Genomic DNA, 21,398 nt, shown 5'->3' with positions numbered 1-21,398 from the left:
AAGGGATTAGGTTTTAAATAGTAAAATGAACTGCCGATTCTTTATCATCATGAATTCACAGTGATTCTGAAAACAAAAATATATTGCGTCAAGTTTTGTCGCATTACCGTAATAGCTTTGTAGTATCAAAATTACAGAGTTATGGAATTACCGTTTTACTTAAATTTTAAAGACTTTGAAAGTCATTATTATCATAATCTTGAAAAATGGTTTGAAGAATATCATAATACCAGTGAAATAGATTATCTGAAAGCTCTTGCTGATTTGTATAGCCCTTATCTCTATTACAATTTTGCAAATGACAGCATTCAGGCAGATGCTAGCATTGAGATAAAAGACTGCTTTTTCCCTTATCATGAAAAAATTGGGATTTCTTTCTGTACTCATTGTGAAAAAGAAGGGACATCTAAGAAACACCTGAATCACGTTTTTGAATTTAAACATATTTCGATGATGGAATATGCACAGCATATTTTAGATAAAATCAATAAATACTGTTCTAAAACACCTCATGCTCTGGAAGGAAGCAAAAATATTCTGGATTATATCAATCATTATGATATTATCACCGCTGTGGAAGGAGTAGGGTATTGTATCAGCTACAACCGTCATCAGAAGGTGCTTCCTTTTCTGAAAGCTTATCTTCCGTATTATGGGCAAACGGTCAATATGGCGGTATACAGAGATTTTATTTTCTCAGTTGTGGATATTGCTGAATATATTGATCAGAAACTGAAAACGGTGAAAGCATTTGAATATTCTATCTACACGCATTCCAGAGCGGAAGCAAGATGTAAGGTCCAGATGGGACGTCAGTTCCTGACCTTGTGCAATTAAATTTTACACCAGACTTTAACTCATTATACAGAGGAGAATCTTGTAGGTTTTCCGCACAAAAAATCCCAACTGTTTCCGGTTGGGATTTTTTTTGACAACTAGGCCGGAAGGTTTGTTTTTTTTCAGTCAAGATGTTCCTGATTATCAGCTTCTTTCTTTTTATAAGGGATATTCCAGATCAGATCGGCTGCGAGATAATGTACGCCTCCTTTATGGATGCTCTGGCTTCCTCTGATTAAATCATCCATATAACCAATATCCACGGTAAAAGGAGAGTGTGGAATGCTGAACATATAATAGGCAGCAATACGCATCTCTCTGTATCCGAAAGCGGTCCACTGAGGATCCGGCTCATTAAGATGGCTGATTGAAAATAAAGCTTCTGCACTTACCGCTAACTTTTGATTGTTTTTCGATGATAAATTATAGGTAAGCTGGCTTTTGATCCGGGTTCTCAGTTGAAAATCTTCTTCCACCTTTTTGAAATCGGCATCAAAAAATTTTCTGAATTCCTGACGGACTGTATTTTTTAGTTTCCATTTTTTTCCAAAATCAAAAGTATAGGCATATCTTCCATATGCCCGGAATTCCTGTTCTATACCTTCTTTTTCGTAAGGAGCATTAGTCTCGTACTGAGGCTGCCTGCGGTAGCTCAATGCATAGCTGTATTGCTGATGAGGTGCGAAAGAATGGTAAAATTCATGATTAAACACGAAAATAGCCTGCTTGGAAAACAGGTTGTCATTATCCGGACTGCTTTTACGACCTATACCAATATAATCCAATGTCTGTTTCTTTCCTAAAGAATCCAGTGTACGCTTCACTCCAAAGGCAGACCAGAATGCCGTATTGGCATCTCCCAGACCAGGCGGACTGATCTGTGCTTTTACAGAAATGCCTGTAAAAACCATCAGCAATAATGATACGGATATTTTCTTTATACTAAACTTCATAGGCAACTGCTTCAATGTGGATTGAACGGACTGCAGAATCATCTGGGTACTGATAAGGTAGATTTGCAGAGAATATATTTTATCACAACAAAATTAAAAACTTTATTCATTCAATAATTATTCAAATTCTTTTAATACTATTTAAAAACATGACAAAATAAAGCAGAGATTTAGGAAAAAGTTAGGAAAAAAAAGAAAATCTTCATTTTTGAAAATATGACTTTTAACATTTATTTAGAATAATTTAAATTAATATTGTAGGTTAACTTGTGATTTCGTTATTTTGCGTTTTATTTATAATCATTTTAAATAAGGTTGAAAAAATGACTGAATGTACTAAAAATGACTTCCTGATCAGACAGGTTGTCGGTAGCTGTCTCATGGGGATAAGACAAGCTTCCGGTCCTTTAAACATCAAAATTACTCACAAAATTAAACTGCTTTCACTACTGCTTTTTTCATTGATATCTTCTCTGGTGTCTGCACAGGAAATACAGGGTGGTATTACCGGAAAAGTAAATATGATTGATGGCCAGCCATTGAGAGCTATATCGGTTTCATTACTGGGGGCAGACCGTCAGACGTTAACAGATGATGAAGGAAACTACAAATTCGAGCACCTGAACGCAGGAAACTATACTGTAAAGTTTCAGATTTTGGGGAGCAAAGAAATCCGTCTTCCGGCTGAAGTAAAAACAGGGGAGACTACTACATTGGATTATCAGCTGACCAAAGAAAATATTCTGGCTATTCAGGAAGTAGTCATTATGAAAAATACAAACAGGTTTTCAAAAAAGGAAAGTGGATATGTAGCGAGATTACCGTTGAAAAATCTTGAAAATCCACAGGTATATAATACCGTTACCAAAGAGTTGTTTCAGGAGCAGGTTGCTGTAGACCTGGGAAGTATTTCTAAAAATGTACCGGGAGCCGGTGTACCGATGATTGCCAATCAGGGTAGAGTGACCTTTCGCTCAAGAGGATTTGAAACAGAACCTAATGCCAGGAATGGAGTGGCAGGTGCTGCTTTTTCAGTTATTGATCCCGTGAATCTGGAACGTATAGAAGCGATTAAAGGACCTTCTGCAACTTTATTTGGAAAAAGTGTGGCAAGCAGCTACGGAGGGGTATATAACCGTGTGACTAAAAAGCCGTATAATGATTTTGGAGGTGAAGTAGGCTATGTAGGAGGAAGCTGGAATTATAACCGCCTGACTGTAGATGTTAATACACCAATTAATAAAGACAGAACTGCTCTTTTCAGGCTTAATGCTGCAGGGACTTTTGAGAAGAGTTTTCAGGACTTAGGCTTCACAAACTCCTTAGCAATCGCACCTAGTTTTTCTTATCAGATCACCGACCGCCTGTCGTTGCTTCTGGATGTGGAATTTAATCAGGCAAAAGGAACTTCGGTAGTACGTTTTAATCCATATACAGGAGGAAATAAAATTCAGTCTATTGCTGATATGAAGTTTCCGTATTACAAAAACTTTTTAAGTGATGACCTGGCTTATGAAACCCAGATGATGAATATTTTCGCCCAAATGAATTATAAAATCTCAGAAAACTGGACTTCTCAGACCATATTATCAAGAGCGAGATCTACCATTAACGGATATATTTCTGCTATCAACGGTAAAACAGACTCAACAGCGAGTGCTCAGGTAATGGTAGGAACTACTTCTTTCATTGCCACTAATATTCAGCAGAACTTCATCGGAGATTTTAAAATCGGACGTTTCAGAAACAGAATGGTTGTAGGACTGGATTATTATAATAATTCCAATCATTTTGACCGCTATCATACCAATACTAAGGTTTTTAATTTTGTTCATCCTTCAGCAGATTTCAGAGTAAACCGTAATACAATTGACGCACTTACAGCAACTTCTGTAATGAGAAAGGAAAATAACGGTGATAATACGTATGCAGCTTATGTTTCCGATGTGTTTAATATTACGGATCAGCTTATGGTAATGGCCAGTTTAAGAGTAGACCGGTTCCAGTTTAAAGGAGTATATGATATTGCAACCGGTGAAATAAAGGGCGGATTAAGTAATAGCGGAACACAAACAGGACCTTATGGACAGACTGCATTTTCTCCTAAATTAGGAGTCGTTTATGAAATTCTTAAAAATAAACTTTCTCTATTCGGTAACTATATGAACGGGTTTAATAATGTAAGCGGAACGGATATCAACGGGAATACTTTCAGACCTGAATACGCCAATCAGCTGGAATTCGGTGCAAAAGCCGATCTTTTCAATCACAGGCTTGTAGGAACATTAAGTTATTATAATATTCGGGTTGATAATATTCTGAGAACCAATCCTGATGATATCAATTATTCCATTCAGGATGGAACACAGCTGAGCCGGGGGATAGAAGCGGAGCTGACTGCCAATCCGTTTGACGGTCTGAATATTGTCGCCGGTTATGCTTATAATGACAGTAAATATACAAATGCCAATCCTTCTGTAAACGGTTTGAGGCCTGCATTATCAGGCCCAGCCAATATGTATAATTTCTGGATCAGCTACCGTATTACTGATGGAAAACTGAAAGGATTAGGAATCGGAGGTGGAGGAAATATGGGCTCCTCTTCTTACCAGACGAATACCCAGACGGCGAAAGTCATTATTCCTTCTTATAAGATGTTTGATCTGGGAATTTTCTATGATCAGCCAAAATACAGGGTAGGACTGAAATTTGACAATATTACCAATGAACAAGCGTGGTCGGTACGTTTAACACCACAGGCTCCGGCCCGTTTCCTGGGAAGTGTTTCTCTTAAATTTTAAATGATAAATGTTGATACTAAATATCCCGGGTTACAGAATCCGGGATATTTGTTTTTTTGATGACCTGTTTCAGTTGATCCAGAGACAGTAATTATTACGATACCGTATTTTTCCATAAGCATTATCATTTAAAACTCCCGGACTGTTGTCATACCAGTCCTGACGGATGACATACAGCCCCGGCAATGTAGGTTTGAAAACAATCTGATGGTTTTCATCAGTCTGTACATTTTTTTCCCAGTTTTCAGGATTGAATATCCGTATCGTCGTTCCTTTCTCTACTGGTTTCATGTCGCGGTAGGGAAAAACAGTATAAATCCCGTTTTTTTCCTGAAGAATAATATCCATGAATTGAGCAGGTTTCATAGGAACAGAAGAAGAGCCGACACGATAGGCTCCGCACATAAGATCGATGGGGCGTACATTTTCCTGTGAATTTTTCGATCGGAGAAGTACAGGTAGCTGATCATTGAGTCCCAGAATACGGTAAGAGCCCTCCTGGTCAGGAATAAAACGGCCTTCCCAGTGATCGCCTTTGATCTGTAATTCTATTTTTGATTTTTTTCCTTTATCATTCAAAATAAAGAATTTAAAATTCCGGATTTCCTGAAATTCCGGACCTGTAGTACGATGACGTTCGCTGAGATCATCAATAAAACCGTAACATACCTGGATTTTAACTTCTTCATTTACTTTTCCGGATCCGTGAATTTCCATCCAGTAAGCGCTCGCTTTTATGGATTGGGGAAATAAAAAAAATGTTAGAAATAAAAGGACCGGAATAAGTGTTCGTATCTTATGCATTGTCGTTGAATTGTATTTTTTGGGTGCTAATGTAGTGAAAAATGAAGCGGGTCATAAGCAATGAGCCAATCATAAATCTATTTCAAATACAGTATTTTTCTATTTTATCCTTTATAGCTGGCGGGCTGGCTGATGAAGTCTGTGTGCGGTGAGATTGTTTTTGTGGAAAACTTGTGGAAAACTTATGAGCTCTTTGTGGAGAAAATAGAGTCGTATAATCTGTAAAAAAATAAAGCGTTGTAAAACAACGCTTTATCTTGCAGAAAGGAAGGGATTCGAACCCTCGATACAGTTACCCGTATACTACCTTTCCAGGGTAGCTCCTTCAACCACTCGGACACCTTTCTTTTTGAGATTGCAAAAATAGAGTATTTTATTGAATATCCAAATTATTATTGCAATTTTTTAATCAGTAATTTCTCCGCAAAGGCTTTGTGTGAAGTTGTCTGCAAAGTTTCCGGAGTAATTAGGGTTGTCTATCAGGTGCATAGCTTTGGTAATAGCTGTCTCAGCAGTCATATCTCTGCCGCTGATAGCCCCGATTCTTGAGAAAATATTACTGTTTTCATATTTTCCAAATGAAATTCCTCCCGAAATACACTGGCTTACCACAACGATTTCCGTTCCGTTGTTTCTGATTTCCTGAAGAGTTTCCTGGGTTTTTTCGCTGCTGAAAATAGTTCCGGATCCGAAAACCTGCAGAATAAGAACTTTCATCTTCGGAATTTCTCTGAAATGGCTCAAATGCATTCCTGGAAAAATTCTCCAGAATAGAATATCTTCGGAAATATGTTCATCAACATGAAATTCCACAGCAGGATCACAACGGAAAAGATTATCCTTAATAATATTTAAATGCACGCCGGACTGTCCCAGAATAGGGTAATTCGGACTTGCATAGGCATCAAAATACTCCGCAGAATATTTCAGCGTTCTGTTTCCTCTTAACAATTTATACTCGAAGTAGATTGCAACCTCCTGAATAACCGCCTCATCATTTTCATAAAGACTGGCATAATAAAGACTGGTCAGAAGGTTCTCTTTAGCATCTGTTCTCAGATCACCTATCGGAAGCTGCGAACCGGTCATGATCACAGGCTTTCTTAAACCTTTCAACATGAAGCTTAATGCAGATGCCGTGTAAGACATGGTATCTGTTCCGTGAAGGATCAGAAAGCCGTCATAATCATTATAATTCTTGAGAATATAGTTGGCGATAATTTTCCATTCTTCAGGTCCCATATCAGAGGAGTCCAGAGGTTTTGCGAAAAGATGTACAAAAACTTCACATTCCATGAGTTTCATTTCAGGCATCTTTTCAAATATGTTTCCAAAATCAAAGGCGCGGAGGCTGCCGGTTTCGTAATCTTTTTCCATACCAATGGTTCCTCCGGTATAGATAAGCAGGACTTTTCGCTTCATGTATTATTTTTAATTAAGAATTTGAGCCTGTACAAGGTTCATAGCCCAAAATTACGTTAATTTGCAAAGATTTGAAAATGAATGAAACGCTTAGGGTGAAATTTTTATTAAAATTAAGACTACAGTCGAAAGCGTAAGCTCTGTCTATTGACAAAAAAATAACTGAATGCAGATGAAAGATTTAGCGCAAACTTATGAATATTTAAAGCAGTTTTTAACAGAAGAAAGACTTGCAAAAATTGAACATTTCTCCGTAGAAAGTTCTGATTTTGTGCTTCCTGTAGTAGAAGATATTTATCAGTTCCGGAATGCTGCAGCGATTGTACGCTCTGTAGAAGCCTGCGGTTTTCATAAAGTTGTGGCTTTGCAGGAAGAGTATAGTTTTGAACCTAATCTTAGGGTAACTAAAGGCGCGGATACCTGGGTGGATGTCGAAAAACTCCCCCGCAATATGGAATCCTTTCAGGATATCAAAGACAGGGGATACAAAATTGTGGTGGTTTCGCTGGAAAATAATGCTAAAATGCTACCTGAATATGAAATTACAGAGCCTATTGCTTTGGTTTTCGGAACCGAAATGGAAGGGGTTTCTCAGGAAATTCTGGATTTTGCAGACGAAACACTGGCCATTCCGATGTATGGTTTTACAAGAAGTTTTAATGTTTCCGTGGCCGCTTCAATCTGTATGTATGAATTAAAACAGAAACTTATAAAATCAGGAATTGATTATAAACTGGATGAACAGAAACTGCTGGAAATGAAAGTCAGATGGGCGGTAAATTCTATCAGAAGCGGAAAAGAAATTCTGGAAAAATATCAGAAAGATCATAATTTATAAATCATCAGATGAAAAAATATACCCGATATATATTCTTTTTTTCCTTTATAATGTCCGTGATCAGCCTCGTAATCAAAGAAAAAGGTTTTAAGGAAATGTATCCTTTTGCCAGCTGGAAGCTGTTTACCGTTCCGGGTGGAGGAGAAGCTTTTGCTGAAAGATACAAATTGTACGGAATAAAGGCTCATGATACCATAAGAATTTTAAATACAAATCTGAAAGCTTATGAAGCCAATGATGAAGAAATCATTGTTAATATGTACGGAGGGAAGATTGAAAATAATGAAGACCGGGAAATATATAAAAAAAAGCTTCTGATTTTTGCCAGAGATACCAGACCCGAATTTCAGAGTTATCTGTTGTATAAAGAAAAATACAAACCGGACCAGATTGGCGAAAAAAAAATGGAGATCAATAAAAAACTGATTACTAAGCTGTAATGAAATACCCGCAACTTACCATATTCAATTATAAAATTGTCTATTATGCCCTAAGAATATTTAGTATATACTGGCTGATTGATCAGTATGTGAAGTTGAGTGCATTAAGCCAAAGATCCGGGGAAATTTATGAACCCATATTTTGGCTTCAGAAAATCATATTTCCGGAATTTCCGGGGATGCTTTTATCTGTCGGGCTTTTGGTGGCTTGTGGCATATGTATTATTGCTTCTGTTTTTAGACCATCTTATGTGCTGAATATTCTGATCTTTTTGTTAATGGCAATTATTAACCTGCCATTATCTGCCAATTTCTCAGTACATCATGATAATCATCTCCTGATACTGGCGTATTTCCTGAGTATATTTTTATTACCACGGGATCTGGAAGATAAAGACTATAAACTTGTACAATATTTCTATCTGGGAATTCTGGTTACCTATTCGCTGGCCGGAATGAGTAAGTTTTTAGGAACCGCTAAAAATATTATTAAACATACGGATAAACTGACATGGCTGGATAAAAATGCTGCAAAGATGAATACTTACGACAGCTATTGGACGGCAGATCTTGCGGTACCGGAATGGATAAAAGAGGTGTATGCCTATGAAAATGTATGGGTAATGCTTACTGTGGGCGGAATTGTTTTACAGCTTCTTTGTTTTCTTGGCGCATTTAACAGGAAGTTACTTACCTTTTTTATGGTATTTCTGTATGTATTTCATATGTATACTGCAAAATTTGTACTGGCGGATTTTGAAAATGCCAATTACCTCCTTCTTGTGGTATTCTTTCCTTATCATATGCTACAGCCTCTTTTTAAAAGAAAAGAGACTGCATTGGCATGATGATTAAATCATTGTATTGTAATTCCAGGCTGCAACAAATAATCCTGCAGTTTCGGTTCTTAATCGTTGGCTGCCCAAAGATACCGCTTTGATATTGTGTTCTGACAGATAGCCAATCTCCTTTTCAGAAAAATCACCTTCGGGTCCGATAAGAAATGTATGACTGTCGGACGATGGAATCTTGTTGAGGTCAATTCTTTCCAGGTTTTCATGGCAGTGGGCAACAAAGGTGTTTTTAGGATCAATATTTCCGAGAAAATCAGATAGTTTTACCGCGTCGTTGATTACCGGAAAGTGAAATCGCAAACTTTGTTTTGAAGCTGCGATACTCTGTTTTCTGATTTTATCGATGTTGATGTTTTTACGTTCGGTTTTTTCCGTAATAATAATGCTGATTTCAGATATTCCCATTTCTACAGCTTTTTCCACAAAAAATTCTATCCTGTCAATATTTTTTGTAGGAGCAATGGCAATATGGAGTTTTGGGTTGAAATCCGGAAGATCACTTTTAATTTCTGAAACTTCTATGCCTGCTTTTTTTCCTTCTATAACAAGCTTTCCGGAAGCCAGACTTCCCTTGCCGTCTGTTACATGAATGTTTTCTCCGTCCTTCATCCTTAGGACTTTCACAATGTGTTGCTGTTCTTCGTCGTTGATGATGACTTTATTACCTGTTATTTCTCCGTAAAATAATTTCATATATCCTGAGTTAAGAATGCAACTCCTGTTTTTAAGGTGGTGTATATATCTGTATCGCATTCACGGTAAGTACACATGAATACCTCCTCTATCCAGCTATCATTAATAAAGATCAGATTCAAATATTCCTGTTTTCTCAGGTTGTTTTTGATGGATAAATAATCTCCTTCTTTGGGCGTGTAGGAGAAGCTGAAAAGATTCTCTGAATTGATTTTTTCCAGGATTTCATCTTTTACATCCTGAATATATCCTTTTTCAGAACTGGAAGGGAAATAATCCGCAGGTTCTTGCGGACCATCCGTTTTTCCTGTGATCGTTTCCAATACCCAATAATATTTTGAGCTCTTTTTAGACTGTCTTCCCAGTATTTTTTCTTCTAAGAGTATTTTCATAAGTCATATTTGGCCGTGGCTGTTGTTCTCAGGTCTGTAAATTCACCTCTTTCGAATTTCAGCTGGGCTACCATGGCGATCATCGCTGCGTTATCTGTTGTATATTCGAATTTCGGGATATAAATTTCCCAGCCTAATTTTTCTCTGTTATCTTCCATTACTTTTCTTAAAGCAGAATTAGCAGAAACACCTCCTGCTATAGCTACCTGGTTAACATTGAGTTCTTTGGCTGCCTTTTCAAGTTTGTTCATTAAGATATCAATGATAGATTTCTGTACCGAAGCACAAAGGTCATTAAGGTTTTCTTTAATAAAATCAGGATTTTTCCGGACTTCTTTCTGAATGAAATATAAAACGGAAGTTTTAATACCGCTGAAGGAGTAATCATAGTTTTCCATTTTCGGTTTGCTGAATGTAAAAGCATCCGGATTTCCTTCTTTAGCAAGTCTGTCGATAATGGGGCCTGCAGGATAATCAAGGTCAAAGATTTTTCCGATTTTATCAAAAGCTTCACCTGCTGCATCATCAATAGTTTTTCCGATAATTTCCATATCAAAATAGTCTTTTACCAATACGATCATGGTATGACCGCCACTTACGGTAAGACATAAAAAAGGGAAAGTAGGCGGCACAGGATTTGCATCCTCAATAAAATGGGCTAAAATGTGGGCCTGAAGGTGATTTACTTCAATTAAAGGAACGTTTAGGCTCATTGCCAGTGATTTAGCAAATGATGTTCCTACGAGAAGTGATCCTAAAAGTCCGGGGCCACGTGTAAATCCTATAGCTGAAATTGCATTTTGTTGTATATTTGCTTTAGTAAAAGATTTTTCAACAACGGGAATGATATTTTGCTGATGAGCTCGTGAAGCCAATTCAGGAACTACACCACCATATTCTTTATGGATGGCCTGATTCGCGGCAATATTCGAAAGAATAGAATTTCCCTTGATGATAGCTGCTGAGGTGTCGTCGCAAGACGATTCAATACCTAAAATTATAGAGTCGCTCATAATAATGGCAAAGTTAGAGAATAATAACGAGAATGAGAATAAAAAATCTGTAGCTGAAAACCTAGGGGATCAGGTACAGAAGACTGTTGAAAATGTGGAAGAAAAAGTACGGGAGACTGTAAAAGAAGCGTCTGAGCTTGCTTCAGATGCCATTAATCATCCTGTAGAAACAGCCGGGGAATTTGGAAAACAGGCTGTAAAAGATGTGACCAGCTATACATGGTGGGCAAAACTTCTTCTGATTTTGTTTTGGCTGGGAATTATTCTTGTTGGAGGAATACTCATTGGGATAAACCTTCCGGTAACCAAGCAATGGGCAGCAGATCAGGCTCTGAAACTTGTGAATAATGATTTTAAATCTCAGTTTTCTACAGAGAGCGTTGATGTTAATTATTTCGGAGACGTAACGATAAAAGGATTAAAAGTAAAGGATTACAAAGGTCTTGATTTTATTACTTCAAAGGAGTTTCGTGCTGACTCAGACTGGATTTCTCTGGCCGTGAATGCCATTTCCGGAAAAAGCAATTCTCTGAGTTTTAACTCGCTTACGCTGGTTAATGCAGATATCAAAGTTATTACTTATAAAGGCGATAGTATCTCCAATTTTATCAGATTTACTGAACTTTTTGATAACGGTAAAAAAAGAGATCCCAAAAAACCTCCTTTCCAGCTCAATTCCAGGGTACAGATTATTGATTCTAAAGTGTCTATTGTTAATCAGAACTCACCGGGAGAGCCTGGAAAATGGCTTACGGCAACAAAATTTAATTTAAAAGCTCCCAATGTTAAAGTGAATGGCCCCAATGTTTCGGCATTGATCAATAATATGTCATTCGTCACAACGAGATGGGGAAAATCTCATTTTGTAGACACTTTTTCCACCGAACTGTCTTTAACTCATCAGTTTTTATCTCTTAAAGATTTAACACTCAATACAGATCACACTTTACTTCAGGGAGATATTAAATTTAATCTTCATAACGGATCATGGGCAGGCTTTGCCGATAAAGTCCGTTGGGATATGAATATTAATCAGGGAAGTGAGGTGAGCGGATATGATATCAGTTATTTTGTTACCAACTGGGATAATATCAAACCATTCAATCTTTCAGGAAAAATGACAGGCCCTCTGAATAAATTTCATCTGGAAAATTTTCTGATCAGAAACCCTGATGTTAATATTGCCACAAAAACAATGAAGGTGGATCATTTGTTAAAAGGCCATTTTTCTATTGAAACCAAGGATCTTTCTACAGATTTTACCTACAAGGATTTAAAGGCAATGATGCCTTCATTCATTGCCAAGAAGATGAAGAATTTCGCTGATGATTTCGGGAAACTAAAATATAACGGAACTGCCAAAGTAAATCCTGATCAGATCTATGTGGAAAGCGGAAATCTGCTTACGGGAATCGGGCAGGCAAAAATATCCAAACTGTCACTGACGGGCTATAGCACTACTATGCCTAAGTATTCAGGGTATCTCGATATAAAGGACCTTAATACTTCTGTGATTACCAAGAATAAAACAGTAGGTTTAATTTCCGGTAAATTTGATCTTAACGGGCAAAGTTTTGATGTAAATACCATGCGTCTCACTACCAAATCTCAGATTGCAAGTGTGGAAATTATGGATAAAGTGATCAATAATCTGTATTTAGACGGGTTATTGGATCATAAAAAATATAACGGGCTTATCACGGTGAATGATGAGCAGGCAAAAGCTACCATTAAGGGACTGATTGATTTTAGTACTTCTAAAGTATCAATGGACGTAGATGCGGATGTGGGGTTTCTTAATATGAATTATTTTACCAACAAACCGGGGAATCAGATCGTCAGTGGTAAAGTGAATGGGAAAATGTCTATGTCTTCTATTAACGACCTGACTTTGGATGTGGATGCTAATGATCTGCAGTTTGCTACGGCAACACAGAAATATACCATTCCGAGTGCCAAGTTAAAGACCTTTGTAGATGCAGGAGGACGAATGATTGATGTGGATGCACCGGGAGCAGCTACAGGTAAAATCTCAGGAAGATACAGTCTTGGTGATCTTGCAGGGATGGTGGAAAACGGTATCGGACGAATATTAGTGGGGCCGCCGCCAAGAAAACTCTACAGGGGACAGAATTTTACACTGAATTTTGATGTTCAGCAAGGTCTGGTCAATTATTTTTTACCGGAACTGAAACTTCCGCACGGCGCTAAAGTGGAAGGAGAATATAATGGAGACTCCAATAATCTTATCTTAAATCTGGATGCTGCCTCTTTAAAATACATCATGACCAAAGAAGAGGAAATTACAGATGCTGATAAAGCCCTGGCCTCCTCAAATCCTGATTATCAGGTTAACGACAGAAAGAATATCAGCAGAGACAGCGCATTGGTAGATAGTGTTAAGGTAAGAATCAATACCGCTGATCTCAATCAACAGCTGTATGCCAAAATAAGCAGAGTGGTCTATAATAAAAACATTATTAAGGATTTTGAGCTTAAAGGAAATAATGAGAATGATAATACCCTGCACTTATCTGCCATATTCAAACACGGAAGCCCTGAAGATGAAACGGAAGATAAGCTTAAAGAGTATGCAATCAATGTGGATCAGACTACGGATGCGGAAGGGGATTATGTTTTCAAATTTGAACCCACCGAAGTTAATTTCAATGATGTGAAATGGGCTGTTGATACCAGTCCGGAACTCAATCATTCGATTACATACAGGAAGAAAACCGGAGATTTTGATATCAGGAATCTAAGGGTCTATTCTGACAAAAGCGCCTTATTCATTAAAGAGGCACAGTTTAAATCCGCTAAAGACTTTTACGTAGATGCTGATATTAATGATTTTGCCATAGAAAAACTCCTTGAAATGCAGTCCGGCGGAAACGGAATGGATATCAAAGGTCTTGCTAACGGAAGTGTGAAAATTAAAATGGATAAGAGCACACTTCAGCCATTGGTAGATCTTACCATAGATGATATTAAGATGAATGGTAATGATATGGGGGATATTACCATTTCTGCAACCAACGGATTTTCCCTGAATGTATATGATATTGATGTAAAAGTACATTCCGCAGGAGTACTCGGTAATAATACCCTGAATCTGACGGGAACCGTTAATAATAATACTCCTAAACCGGTTATAGATCTTACTGCGGAAATGCGTGATTTCGACCTTGCCTTTACCCAACAGTTTGTGCATACTGTTTTTGGTAATATGAGAGGAAAGGCAACCGGCGATCTTAAAATTAACGGAAAACTTAATGATCTGGATTATAGCGGGGATATTGCTTTAAAAGATTTTGGACTTAAACTGCTGTTTACAGGGGTGGATTATTCATTTGATGATACCGTGATCCAATTATCAAAAGGACTTGCCATTCTCAACAATATTGAAGTACATGACGGAAGATCCAATTCTAAAGGAAATATTTCCGGAGCAATCCAGTTTGAAACGCTTTCTTCAATGGGGGTCAACCTGGTAATGAGAGCGGATAATCTTTTAGTCTTAAACAGTACACAAAAAGATTCTGATCTCTTCTGGGGGAGAGTCTACGGACAAGGGGATTTGTATGTGGATGGGCCGGTTTCCGGATTAAGTATCACGACTCCTAATATGAAGTCATTAAACGGAAGTACCTTTACCTTTAATTCGAGCTCAACATCCAATGTGGAAGAATTTAAAATGCTGAGATTCCTGAAGGAAGGTAAAGACGGATTAATTACGCTGGACGAAAAGAAAAAGACCGGTGCCAATATGAATATTGACTTTAATCTGGCAGTAGACAAAGGAACTACTGTAAATGTACTGATAGGGGATGATGTAGGAAATATTACCGTAAAAGGTACCGCTGATCCTTTGAAGTTCCAGATGAACAGACAGGGAAATATTGCCATGAGTGGTACTTATAAAGTAGATAACGGAACATTTGTTTCTAAGGCAATTCTTAATAAGACCTTCCAGATTGAAAAAAATAGTAGTATCCGATGGGATGGTGATGCGATGAAACCGGCACTGGATATTACCGCTAATTATGTCAGAATGGTTTCTAATGCCGGAGAATATCTGAGCATGGGAAAATTACAGCCTATCAGTATATTGCTGCAGGCTCACATCAGCCAGTCTTTAACAGATCCTAAGGTTGACCTTAATGTAACGGCAATGGATGTTTCCAGTCAGGTAAGAGAAACATTGGCCGCCAAAATGAGCCAGGAAGGTGAAAAGGTTCTTCAGTTTGGTTCGGTATTGCTATTAAGCACGTTTAATGTTTCCAATACGGGTGGGGTAGATGTGAATGTAGGAAACGTTGCGGAATCTTCCGGATATAATATGCTTCTGAAACAGCTGGGATCCGTTTTAAATACGATGAGTAATGAATTCCAGATTGACCTTAATTATGTAAAAGGTGACCAGAATGCCAATATCGGAGACAGAGCGAATGCGGGAGTAAGTGTTGCACTTTCACCAAGGGTAAATGTAAAGACCGGATTAGGGATTCCATTATCAAAAACAGAGGGTACACAGACGAATTATCTCTCCGGAGAGGGATCTATTGAGTATGATCTTTCTAAAAAAAATGACGGTAGTTTAATTTTAAGAGGCTATTCAAAACCAACCAATATTGGGATGGTAAGTACCAACGGATCTGCTAATCAAGCCTATGGAATGGGAGTTGTGTGGAGTAAAAGCTTTAATTCTTTATTTAAAAAGAAGAAAAAAGATAAAAAAACTCCTGAAGACAAAACTGAAATAAAAACAGATTCTATAAAATCGAAAGCTAAATAGTCGGAATATTTTAATGATTTTTATCATCTGTGTTAATTATTGTTAATATTTGATATAATTTTTTTAGTTAAATTATTTTTTATAAATTTGCAAAAAATACATAGATTTTTTAAAGAAATTGTAATTTAACTAATATGAACTATCAACTGGACGAAATAGACAAGAAGATTCTTGATTTCTTAGTAGAAAACACAAGAATGCCTTTTACCGAAATTGCAAAGCAGATGGATGTTTCTGCTGGAACAATTCACGTAAGAGTGAAAAAGATGGAAGATGCAGGTATTATTTTGGGATCATCTCTTAATATCGATTATGGTAAGTTGGATTATCACTTTACTGCTTTTATCGGTATCCTTTTGACAAAATCAAACCGTACTCAGGAAGTATTGAAAGAATTGTCAACTATTCCTAACGTAATCGAAGCTAGCGTTATTTCCGGAAAATATAATATTTTCTGTAAAGTAAGAGCTAAGAATACAGATGACGCTAAAAGAATTATCTATCAGATAGACGATATTCAGGATGTAATGAGAACTGAAAGTATGATTTCAATGGAAGAGTACTTAAGCGACAAAAACAGATTGATCAACGCTATCTCTATCTAATTCAAATTTTAAACGAATTATTATAAAAGAACTTATGAAATCTCTCATAAGTTCTTTATTTTTGTAGTATGGAAGAATACAGCTATTTTGATGAAGATCCGAAGAAAGGATGGGGATTTGTACTGGCATTTGCTGCCCTGATGTTGTTTACGATTATGGGACTTGGAATTGATGTTGATGAATATCTGCAACATGAATACCTGGAAATTCCAAGATGGTATTTTTATGTTATTTTTTCTATAGACCTTTTGATGATGATAGGTCTTGTGCTGATGTTTTTTTACCGGAAAATCGGAATTTTTATGTTTCCCGTTTTACTGGTGCTGCACTTCTTTATGCATAATTATTACCTGTCAACATTCTTATACACGGATGTGACCAATCTGTTCCTTTTCACAGGATTTGGGATGCTGGCTATTATTCCGAAATGGAAGTTTTTTAAATAAGAGATGCAGCGTTTTCTTATTATAGTATAAAAAAGCTTTTAAACATCATTTAAAAGCTTTTATGTTCTATATCTTATAGTGAGTGACGGCTTTCTGTTTAAGCGGGTTTTTACTCCATTCTTCCCATTCGCTGGTATAAGGATTATAACCGCACTTTAAAGGCTTTGATATATCCAGGTTTTCCGAGGTATAATGTGATCGTTCCGTATAAGCCCTGCAATCAGTACAGATATACCTGAATTCACAGTCTTTACAACCTTCTATACGATCTTTATTCATATTCCAATATTGCCGGAATGCAGGCTGCGCGATAGCTTCCTCAAGACTTGTATTTTGAATATTGCCGTAACTTTCAGACATTAGAGGACAGTTTTTAATATTGCCGTCTTTATCTATACCTATTTTTTTATACAGACAGGAATTATGGTTGAGGGCTTCAAGAACCTTTGGAAGATTGGTATTGAAGTATTTTAAGTCTACCTTTCCGCAGGCAGATATCTGTAAGTCTTGTCTGATGAACTGTACGGTAAATCTGAAAATGTCTTTTGAACGGAATGGGATCTTTGAACAGGTATGAAATACCAAATTGTAAATTCTATCAACGGTTTGATGAAGTGAATCAATAAAATTTCTGTCTATATCATCGTGGAAAGGTGAGATAATTTCTATACCATTTAAAACAGAATTTTTAAATTTTGAGTCAATATTCTGGAAATCTTTAAGTAAAAGTTTTTGATGACTATAAATAACAAGATGTTTCACTCCAAGATTTTCCACCTCTTGTTTTATTTTGTTGAGAACAGAGAGACTGCTAATTTCTATAAAAATATTAGAAACTTCATTCGGCTCATGGAAATGATAATTTAGTGACGGAAAATTTCTGTCCCAGTCTCCTTCTGTTATAAAACCGTATTCTTTTTCAACCAGCAGATTAATATATTCTTGAACGAATGATATCGATTCTGTATCGTAATTTTTCAGAATATTTTCTACAGACTTATTCTTCAACTGCTTTATAATTTCGTGAAATTCTAAAGGATACAATTCAGAAGAATTTCTTTGCAGATCAGAGATCAGGATACGTTTGGCCCCTTTAGTGACGAGTATATTGCTGAATAAATTGAAGTATTTCATAAGATTCTGATAAGTGCTTTTAATGGTTTTTCTCTTACATGATAGTCACTCTGATACTTTTTACTTTTTACAAAAAACAATAAATTACTATGGATTTTACATACATTTTTGGTTTTAAAGATCTCAATATATTTGAATGTAAGAGGTAATTTATTTTTTTCGTGATACATTTTTTTCATAAGAACTCAGCTATTTTCTGTTCAAGGAAATAATTACATGTATGAGATAGACCCATGAACTGACCAATTGGATTGATCTCCAGAAAGTAATATTTTTCTCCTTTCTTTATAAAATCCACAGACCCGGAATTAAGATCTAAATATTGCATAAGGAGATGTATTTTTTTTTCAAGTTCAGCAGGAAGGCGATAAGGGACATTCCTATTGGGTTTTATTTCGTTGTATTTCCGGAAATCAGTTTTAGTTTGGGCATCATTTTGTGAGAATATTGCCATAGACCAGCATAAACCATTTAAATAAAAGGTTCTTACTTCAAAATCCTTTTCAATTTTCTTCTGAAAAAAAGTAATGAAGAAATCTCTGTTTTCTCTTTCTTTAACTACCGAAGTATACATAAATCCGCTGAAGCTTTTTTTTATTTCTTCAAGCATCACATTTCCATTTATTGTTTTTATAATGGTCTTTTCTATTTCCACATCGTCAGTATTTTCTGATAAAAAATATTCAGGAACATCGAATCCAATATCTTTTGCTTTGTTCAGTATGATCAGTTTGTTAACATCGCTGTTACTTTCTTTGTTGATGTTTTTTTTGGATTCTAACGTCTTCTTTACATAATCTTCAAGCCAGTGCTGCGTTTCCGACATATTTAAATGAATGGACCGATTGGTATATTTTAATCTTTTAAACTTCAATCCTCCACGCCTGTACCAAACACTTTTTATATCATCAAGAAAAAATACGTTATGTGTACCTTCCAGAAAAATTTTCTTATCCCGGATTTTAATCTCAAACAATTCATCTTCATGTACTCTGATGAATTTTTTATTCATCTGAATAAGATATTTAATAACTTCAGTCGTGGTGATTTCGTTATTTTGAGAAAGAATCAGAATCATATTAATAGCTTAAATTGGGTTATATAAATAATTCAAAACTTAGCAAATAAGTTCAATGGCTGATCTTTTTTTGAAAATCTTTAATGATTTTCTCTGACTGGCTAAGAGTAGGAAAGCCTATTGCTTTTCTATTATTGTTAATTCTTGCGGAATCTGAAACATTCAGCTCAGGTCTGTTGTAATGCACAAATATGCGATAAGCAGTGTCAAAATGATGGATGTAATTATATTTATCAACCATTTCTATATAATCTCTTGGAGTACATTCTCCAGACTTTACATATTCCAGTAATTTTGTCTTAAAATAATCATAGTAGACTGTTCCTGCCATATGATTAAGAAGGGTTCCCATATACATAAGCTGCTCATTGCTTCCATAAAGACCTATCTTATCTCTGGAGGGGAAACCGTAATTTTTAAATGTCCAGATTAAAAGTTCTGCATTTTTGCGGTCATTAATCGTAACGGTTGGCCCGATACGATCATTATACTGATCACGTTTAAATGCAATGTTAAAAGAATCAATTAATACTTTATTTAATTTCTGATTCCATACAATAATTTTTTTTTCAATATCAATACTATCCATCCCATATTTTTTATAAAGTGTAAAGAAAAATGGTTCGAGTCTTTTGTATTTCCAGTTCGGAGCAACCTGTGAGATGAGTTTGCTGAGGGTTCGTTTTCCTCCAAAATTTGTATGATATTTGTCTGCATACCGAATATAAGTTTCAAATTCTTCAATTCTTTCATTTTGTACGGGAGGATATTTTCTGAACAATTTTTTATATTTTCTGATGGTTGCTAAAGTATCCCTGTCAATCCTATGAGTACTGTCGATTGCATAAACTTGATTGTAATAATTTATATAGTTAAGTTTTTTACTTGTGCAAGCAATAAAAGTGAATATAATCATCATAAAGGAAAAAAAAATGTATTTCATAAGCTATATATATTATTGTATGAAATAAAAGGGGGATTTTTTCCCCCTGTAATTTAATCAACTGTTATAGTCGAGTGAGCTGTTCCATCGTTGAATAGCCTAGTATCTCCTGTATTGCCAGGCTGACCGTTAGGCCCCGTTTCTTCAGTTGTTCTCACATTTGTGTTTCCTCCAAAAATCATCTTTGAATTTTTCAGTTTCTTGTTTTCCAATGAAGAAAAGCTCTTCATTCCTGTAAGTTTTTTCATAATAAATAATTTTAATTAAAACCTGTATTGTCATACAATCCCTGACATGGGAGATTCTCAGACCGGTATTATAGTGTACGGGTATAATATCATCTGAAATATAATTTTTATCAACGCTGATGGTATCAAAACTAAAAATAATTACATCACTGTATCGTGATTGTTGTTGTGATTTTTTTGTAAGTTTTTCAACGTGGAAATTGTATAAGATGCTCTGTAAGAGGTAGGTATCTTTTTTTATTAAATCTTCATGATTGATGAAAATAAAATAAGTGCTTATAGTATGATAAGAATAAAACCTGTAAAGATGATGATATGATATAATATTTTCTTAGTGTACACATTCATGATTTTATCCGGTGAAAATGATATCATGTACAAAAAAAGAGAGAAAACATGAACTGTTAATCTATTGATTATTAAGGCTGTTGTCCAGAGACCGTAAAATAGATTAGCTATATTCATGAAAATGACCGGAATTATACAAAATAGAATACCCCGGTTTAAAGAGATAAGGGTAATTTTACCGCCCCATTTTAAACAGATGAAGTATGAACTTTGAGATTTTGAAACAGAAAATAGAAACGGCTGCCAAAAAAGCATTTCTGGATGCTTATGAAAAACACGGATCTGAAAAGATCTATAGTTTTGCTTTATATAGTGACGAAGGAGCCATGACCGTTTGCCCTGCAACAAATACAGTTAGAGTACTGGAGCATTATGCAGAAGAAGGAGATCTCGTGTATTATAAGTATGAGCCTGCTGAATGGGCCTATGAAATGGAGGGTGCAGAAAAGGAGTTTGATGATATATGCTCTGAGCTTAGAGCAGAACTGGATAAAAATGATGAAGATAACGGATGGTTTGAAAAATTTCAGACCGGATTATATTCTGCCTGTGTTGAAGTTCTTGAAAAGCTTAAAAAAGAAAACTTTTTCAGCCAGATTACCGGTGATGAGATCTTCCTGATCTTTACGGTTTCAGATTATGAATTTGAAACGGATGATCTTAGAAAAATAATTACAAGGCTCAATGATAATGAATATAAAAATGAGTATCTGGCCTGGATGGATACCTGGGGTAATTAAATACAATACCCATC

19 protein-coding genes and 1 tRNA gene are annotated in these 21,398 nt (G+C 36.1%); 9 read left to right on the top strand and 11 right to left on the bottom strand.

Annotated elements, in window-relative coordinates:
* The first annotated feature begins 141 nt into the window (after positions 1–141).
* Positions 142–837: a hypothetical protein gene (locus tag JO178_RS08145; RefSeq protein WP_291934087.1), complete on the top strand. Its 696-nt coding sequence runs from the start codon at positions 142–144 to the stop codon at positions 835–837.
* A 122-nt stretch (positions 838–959) separates the two neighbouring features.
* Here JO178_RS08145 and JO178_RS08140 read toward each other — a convergent pair whose 3' ends face one another.
* Complete coding sequence (locus JO178_RS08140) at positions 960–1,790, bottom strand: DUF2490 domain-containing protein (RefSeq protein WP_291934084.1); 831 nt, start codon at positions 1,788–1,790, stop codon at positions 960–962.
* A gap of 323 nt (positions 1,791–2,113) precedes the next feature.
* Between JO178_RS08140 and JO178_RS08135 the strand changes: the two genes are divergently transcribed.
* The gene (locus JO178_RS08135) at positions 2,114–4,591 is read left to right on the top strand and encodes a TonB-dependent receptor (RefSeq protein ID WP_291934081.1); all 2,478 of its coding nucleotides are present in this window, start codon (positions 2,114–2,116) and stop codon (positions 4,589–4,591) included.
* A gap of 69 nt (positions 4,592–4,660) precedes the next feature.
* Here the strand turns inward: JO178_RS08135 and JO178_RS08130 are convergent, their stop codons facing one another.
* The 3 genes from JO178_RS08130 to JO178_RS08120 all read right to left on the bottom strand — a co-directional run bounded on the left by JO178_RS08130 (position 4,661) and on the right by JO178_RS08120 (position 6,817).
* Positions 4,661–5,395, bottom strand: a complete 735-nt coding sequence (locus tag JO178_RS08130; RefSeq protein ID WP_291934078.1) for a hypothetical protein — start codon at positions 5,393–5,395, stop codon at positions 4,661–4,663.
* Between the two features lie 260 nt (positions 5,396–5,655).
* Positions 5,656–5,742, bottom strand: a tRNA-Ser gene (locus tag JO178_RS08125).
* A gap of 58 nt (positions 5,743–5,800) precedes the next feature.
* On the bottom strand, positions 5,801–6,817 hold the full coding sequence (locus tag JO178_RS08120; RefSeq protein ID WP_291934075.1) for an asparaginase: 1,017 nt from the start codon (positions 6,815–6,817) through the stop codon (positions 5,801–5,803).
* A gap of 172 nt (positions 6,818–6,989) precedes the next feature.
* Between JO178_RS08120 and JO178_RS08115 the strand changes: the two genes are divergently transcribed.
* Genes JO178_RS08115 through JO178_RS08105 form a run of 3 tightly spaced genes read left to right on the top strand, consistent with a single transcriptional unit; the run spans position 6,990 to position 8,943 of the window.
* The gene (locus tag JO178_RS08115) at positions 6,990–7,655 is read left to right on the top strand and encodes an RNA methyltransferase (protein ID WP_291934071.1); all 666 of its coding nucleotides are present in this window, start codon (positions 6,990–6,992) and stop codon (positions 7,653–7,655) included.
* A gap of 8 nt (positions 7,656–7,663) precedes the next feature.
* On the top strand, positions 7,664–8,095 hold the full coding sequence (locus tag JO178_RS08110; RefSeq protein ID WP_291934069.1) for a hypothetical protein: 432 nt from the start codon (positions 7,664–7,666) through the stop codon (positions 8,093–8,095).
* Positions 8,095–8,943 (top strand): hypothetical protein, encoded by an 849-nt coding sequence (locus JO178_RS08105; protein WP_291934066.1) that lies wholly within the window; start codon positions 8,095–8,097, stop codon positions 8,941–8,943. Before JO178_RS08110 ends, JO178_RS08105 begins: the two co-directional genes overlap by 1 nt.
* A 3-nt stretch (positions 8,944–8,946) precedes the next feature.
* Here the strand turns inward: JO178_RS08105 and JO178_RS08100 are convergent, their stop codons facing one another.
* Genes JO178_RS08100 through tsaD form a run of 3 tightly spaced genes read right to left on the bottom strand, consistent with a single transcriptional unit; the run spans position 8,947 to position 11,047 of the window.
* Positions 8,947–9,642 (bottom strand): RsmE family RNA methyltransferase, encoded by a 696-nt coding sequence (locus JO178_RS08100; RefSeq protein WP_291934064.1) that lies wholly within the window; start codon positions 9,640–9,642, stop codon positions 8,947–8,949.
* Positions 9,639–10,034 (bottom strand): hypothetical protein, encoded by a 396-nt coding sequence (locus tag JO178_RS08095; protein ID WP_291934061.1) that lies wholly within the window; start codon positions 10,032–10,034, stop codon positions 9,639–9,641. The genes JO178_RS08100 and JO178_RS08095 overlap by 4 nt, the downstream gene beginning before the upstream one ends.
* Positions 10,031–11,047 carry a tRNA (adenosine(37)-N6)-threonylcarbamoyltransferase complex transferase subunit TsaD gene (tsaD, locus tag JO178_RS08090; RefSeq protein WP_291934059.1) on the bottom strand — a complete coding sequence of 339 codons (1,017 nt, stop codon included), beginning with the start codon at positions 11,045–11,047 and terminating at the stop codon, positions 10,031–10,033. The genes JO178_RS08095 and tsaD overlap by 4 nt, the downstream gene beginning before the upstream one ends.
* 4 nt (positions 11,048–11,051) lie before the next feature.
* On the opposite strand from tsaD, the gene JO178_RS08085 reads away from it, so the two are divergent.
* The 3 genes from JO178_RS08085 to JO178_RS08075 all read left to right on the top strand — a co-directional run bounded on the left by JO178_RS08085 (position 11,052) and on the right by JO178_RS08075 (position 16,893).
* Positions 11,052–15,842: a translocation/assembly module TamB gene (locus tag JO178_RS08085; protein WP_291934056.1), complete on the top strand. Its 4,791-nt coding sequence runs from the start codon at positions 11,052–11,054 to the stop codon at positions 15,840–15,842.
* 134 nt (positions 15,843–15,976) lie between these two features.
* Complete coding sequence (locus JO178_RS08080; RefSeq protein WP_034682046.1) at positions 15,977–16,447, top strand: AsnC family transcriptional regulator; 471 nt, start codon at positions 15,977–15,979, stop codon at positions 16,445–16,447.
* A 68-nt stretch (positions 16,448–16,515) separates the two neighbouring features.
* Positions 16,516–16,893: a hypothetical protein gene (locus tag JO178_RS08075; RefSeq protein WP_291934041.1), complete on the top strand. Its 378-nt coding sequence runs from the start codon at positions 16,516–16,518 to the stop codon at positions 16,891–16,893.
* A gap of 66 nt (positions 16,894–16,959) precedes the next feature.
* Here JO178_RS08075 and gwsS read toward each other — a convergent pair whose 3' ends face one another.
* From gwsS to JO178_RS08055, 4 genes are all read right to left on the bottom strand, one after another.
* Positions 16,960–18,027 carry a grasp-with-spasm system SPASM domain peptide maturase gene (gene gwsS, locus JO178_RS08070; RefSeq protein WP_291934037.1) on the bottom strand — a complete coding sequence of 356 codons (1,068 nt, stop codon included), beginning with the start codon at positions 18,025–18,027 and terminating at the stop codon, positions 16,960–16,962.
* 175 nt (positions 18,028–18,202) lie between these two features.
* Complete coding sequence (gwsG, locus tag JO178_RS08065; protein WP_291934035.1) at positions 18,203–19,105, bottom strand: grasp-with-spasm system ATP-grasp peptide maturase; 903 nt, start codon at positions 19,103–19,105, stop codon at positions 18,203–18,205.
* Between the two features lie 52 nt (positions 19,106–19,157).
* The gene (locus JO178_RS08060) at positions 19,158–19,886 is read right to left on the bottom strand and encodes a hypothetical protein (protein WP_291934034.1); all 729 of its coding nucleotides are present in this window, start codon (positions 19,884–19,886) and stop codon (positions 19,158–19,160) included.
* Positions 19,887–20,101: 215 nt separating this feature from the next.
* On the bottom strand, positions 20,102–20,296 hold the full coding sequence (locus JO178_RS08055; RefSeq protein WP_291934031.1) for a hypothetical protein: 195 nt from the start codon (positions 20,294–20,296) through the stop codon (positions 20,102–20,104).
* Between the two features lie 551 nt (positions 20,297–20,847).
* Between JO178_RS08055 and JO178_RS08050 the strand changes: the two genes are divergently transcribed.
* Positions 20,848–21,384, top strand: a complete 537-nt coding sequence (locus JO178_RS08050; protein ID WP_291934029.1) for a DUF4303 domain-containing protein — start codon at positions 20,848–20,850, stop codon at positions 21,382–21,384.
* Positions 21,385–21,398 lie beyond the last annotated feature (14 nt).

Origin of the sequence: Chryseobacterium sp. (genome assembly GCF_019236175.1) — a bacterium.
Lineage (GTDB): Bacteria > Bacteroidota > Bacteroidia > Flavobacteriales > Weeksellaceae > Chryseobacterium.
The sequence above is the reverse complement of the archived record's forward strand: the minus strand, read 5'-3'. Positions and strand labels throughout refer to the sequence as shown.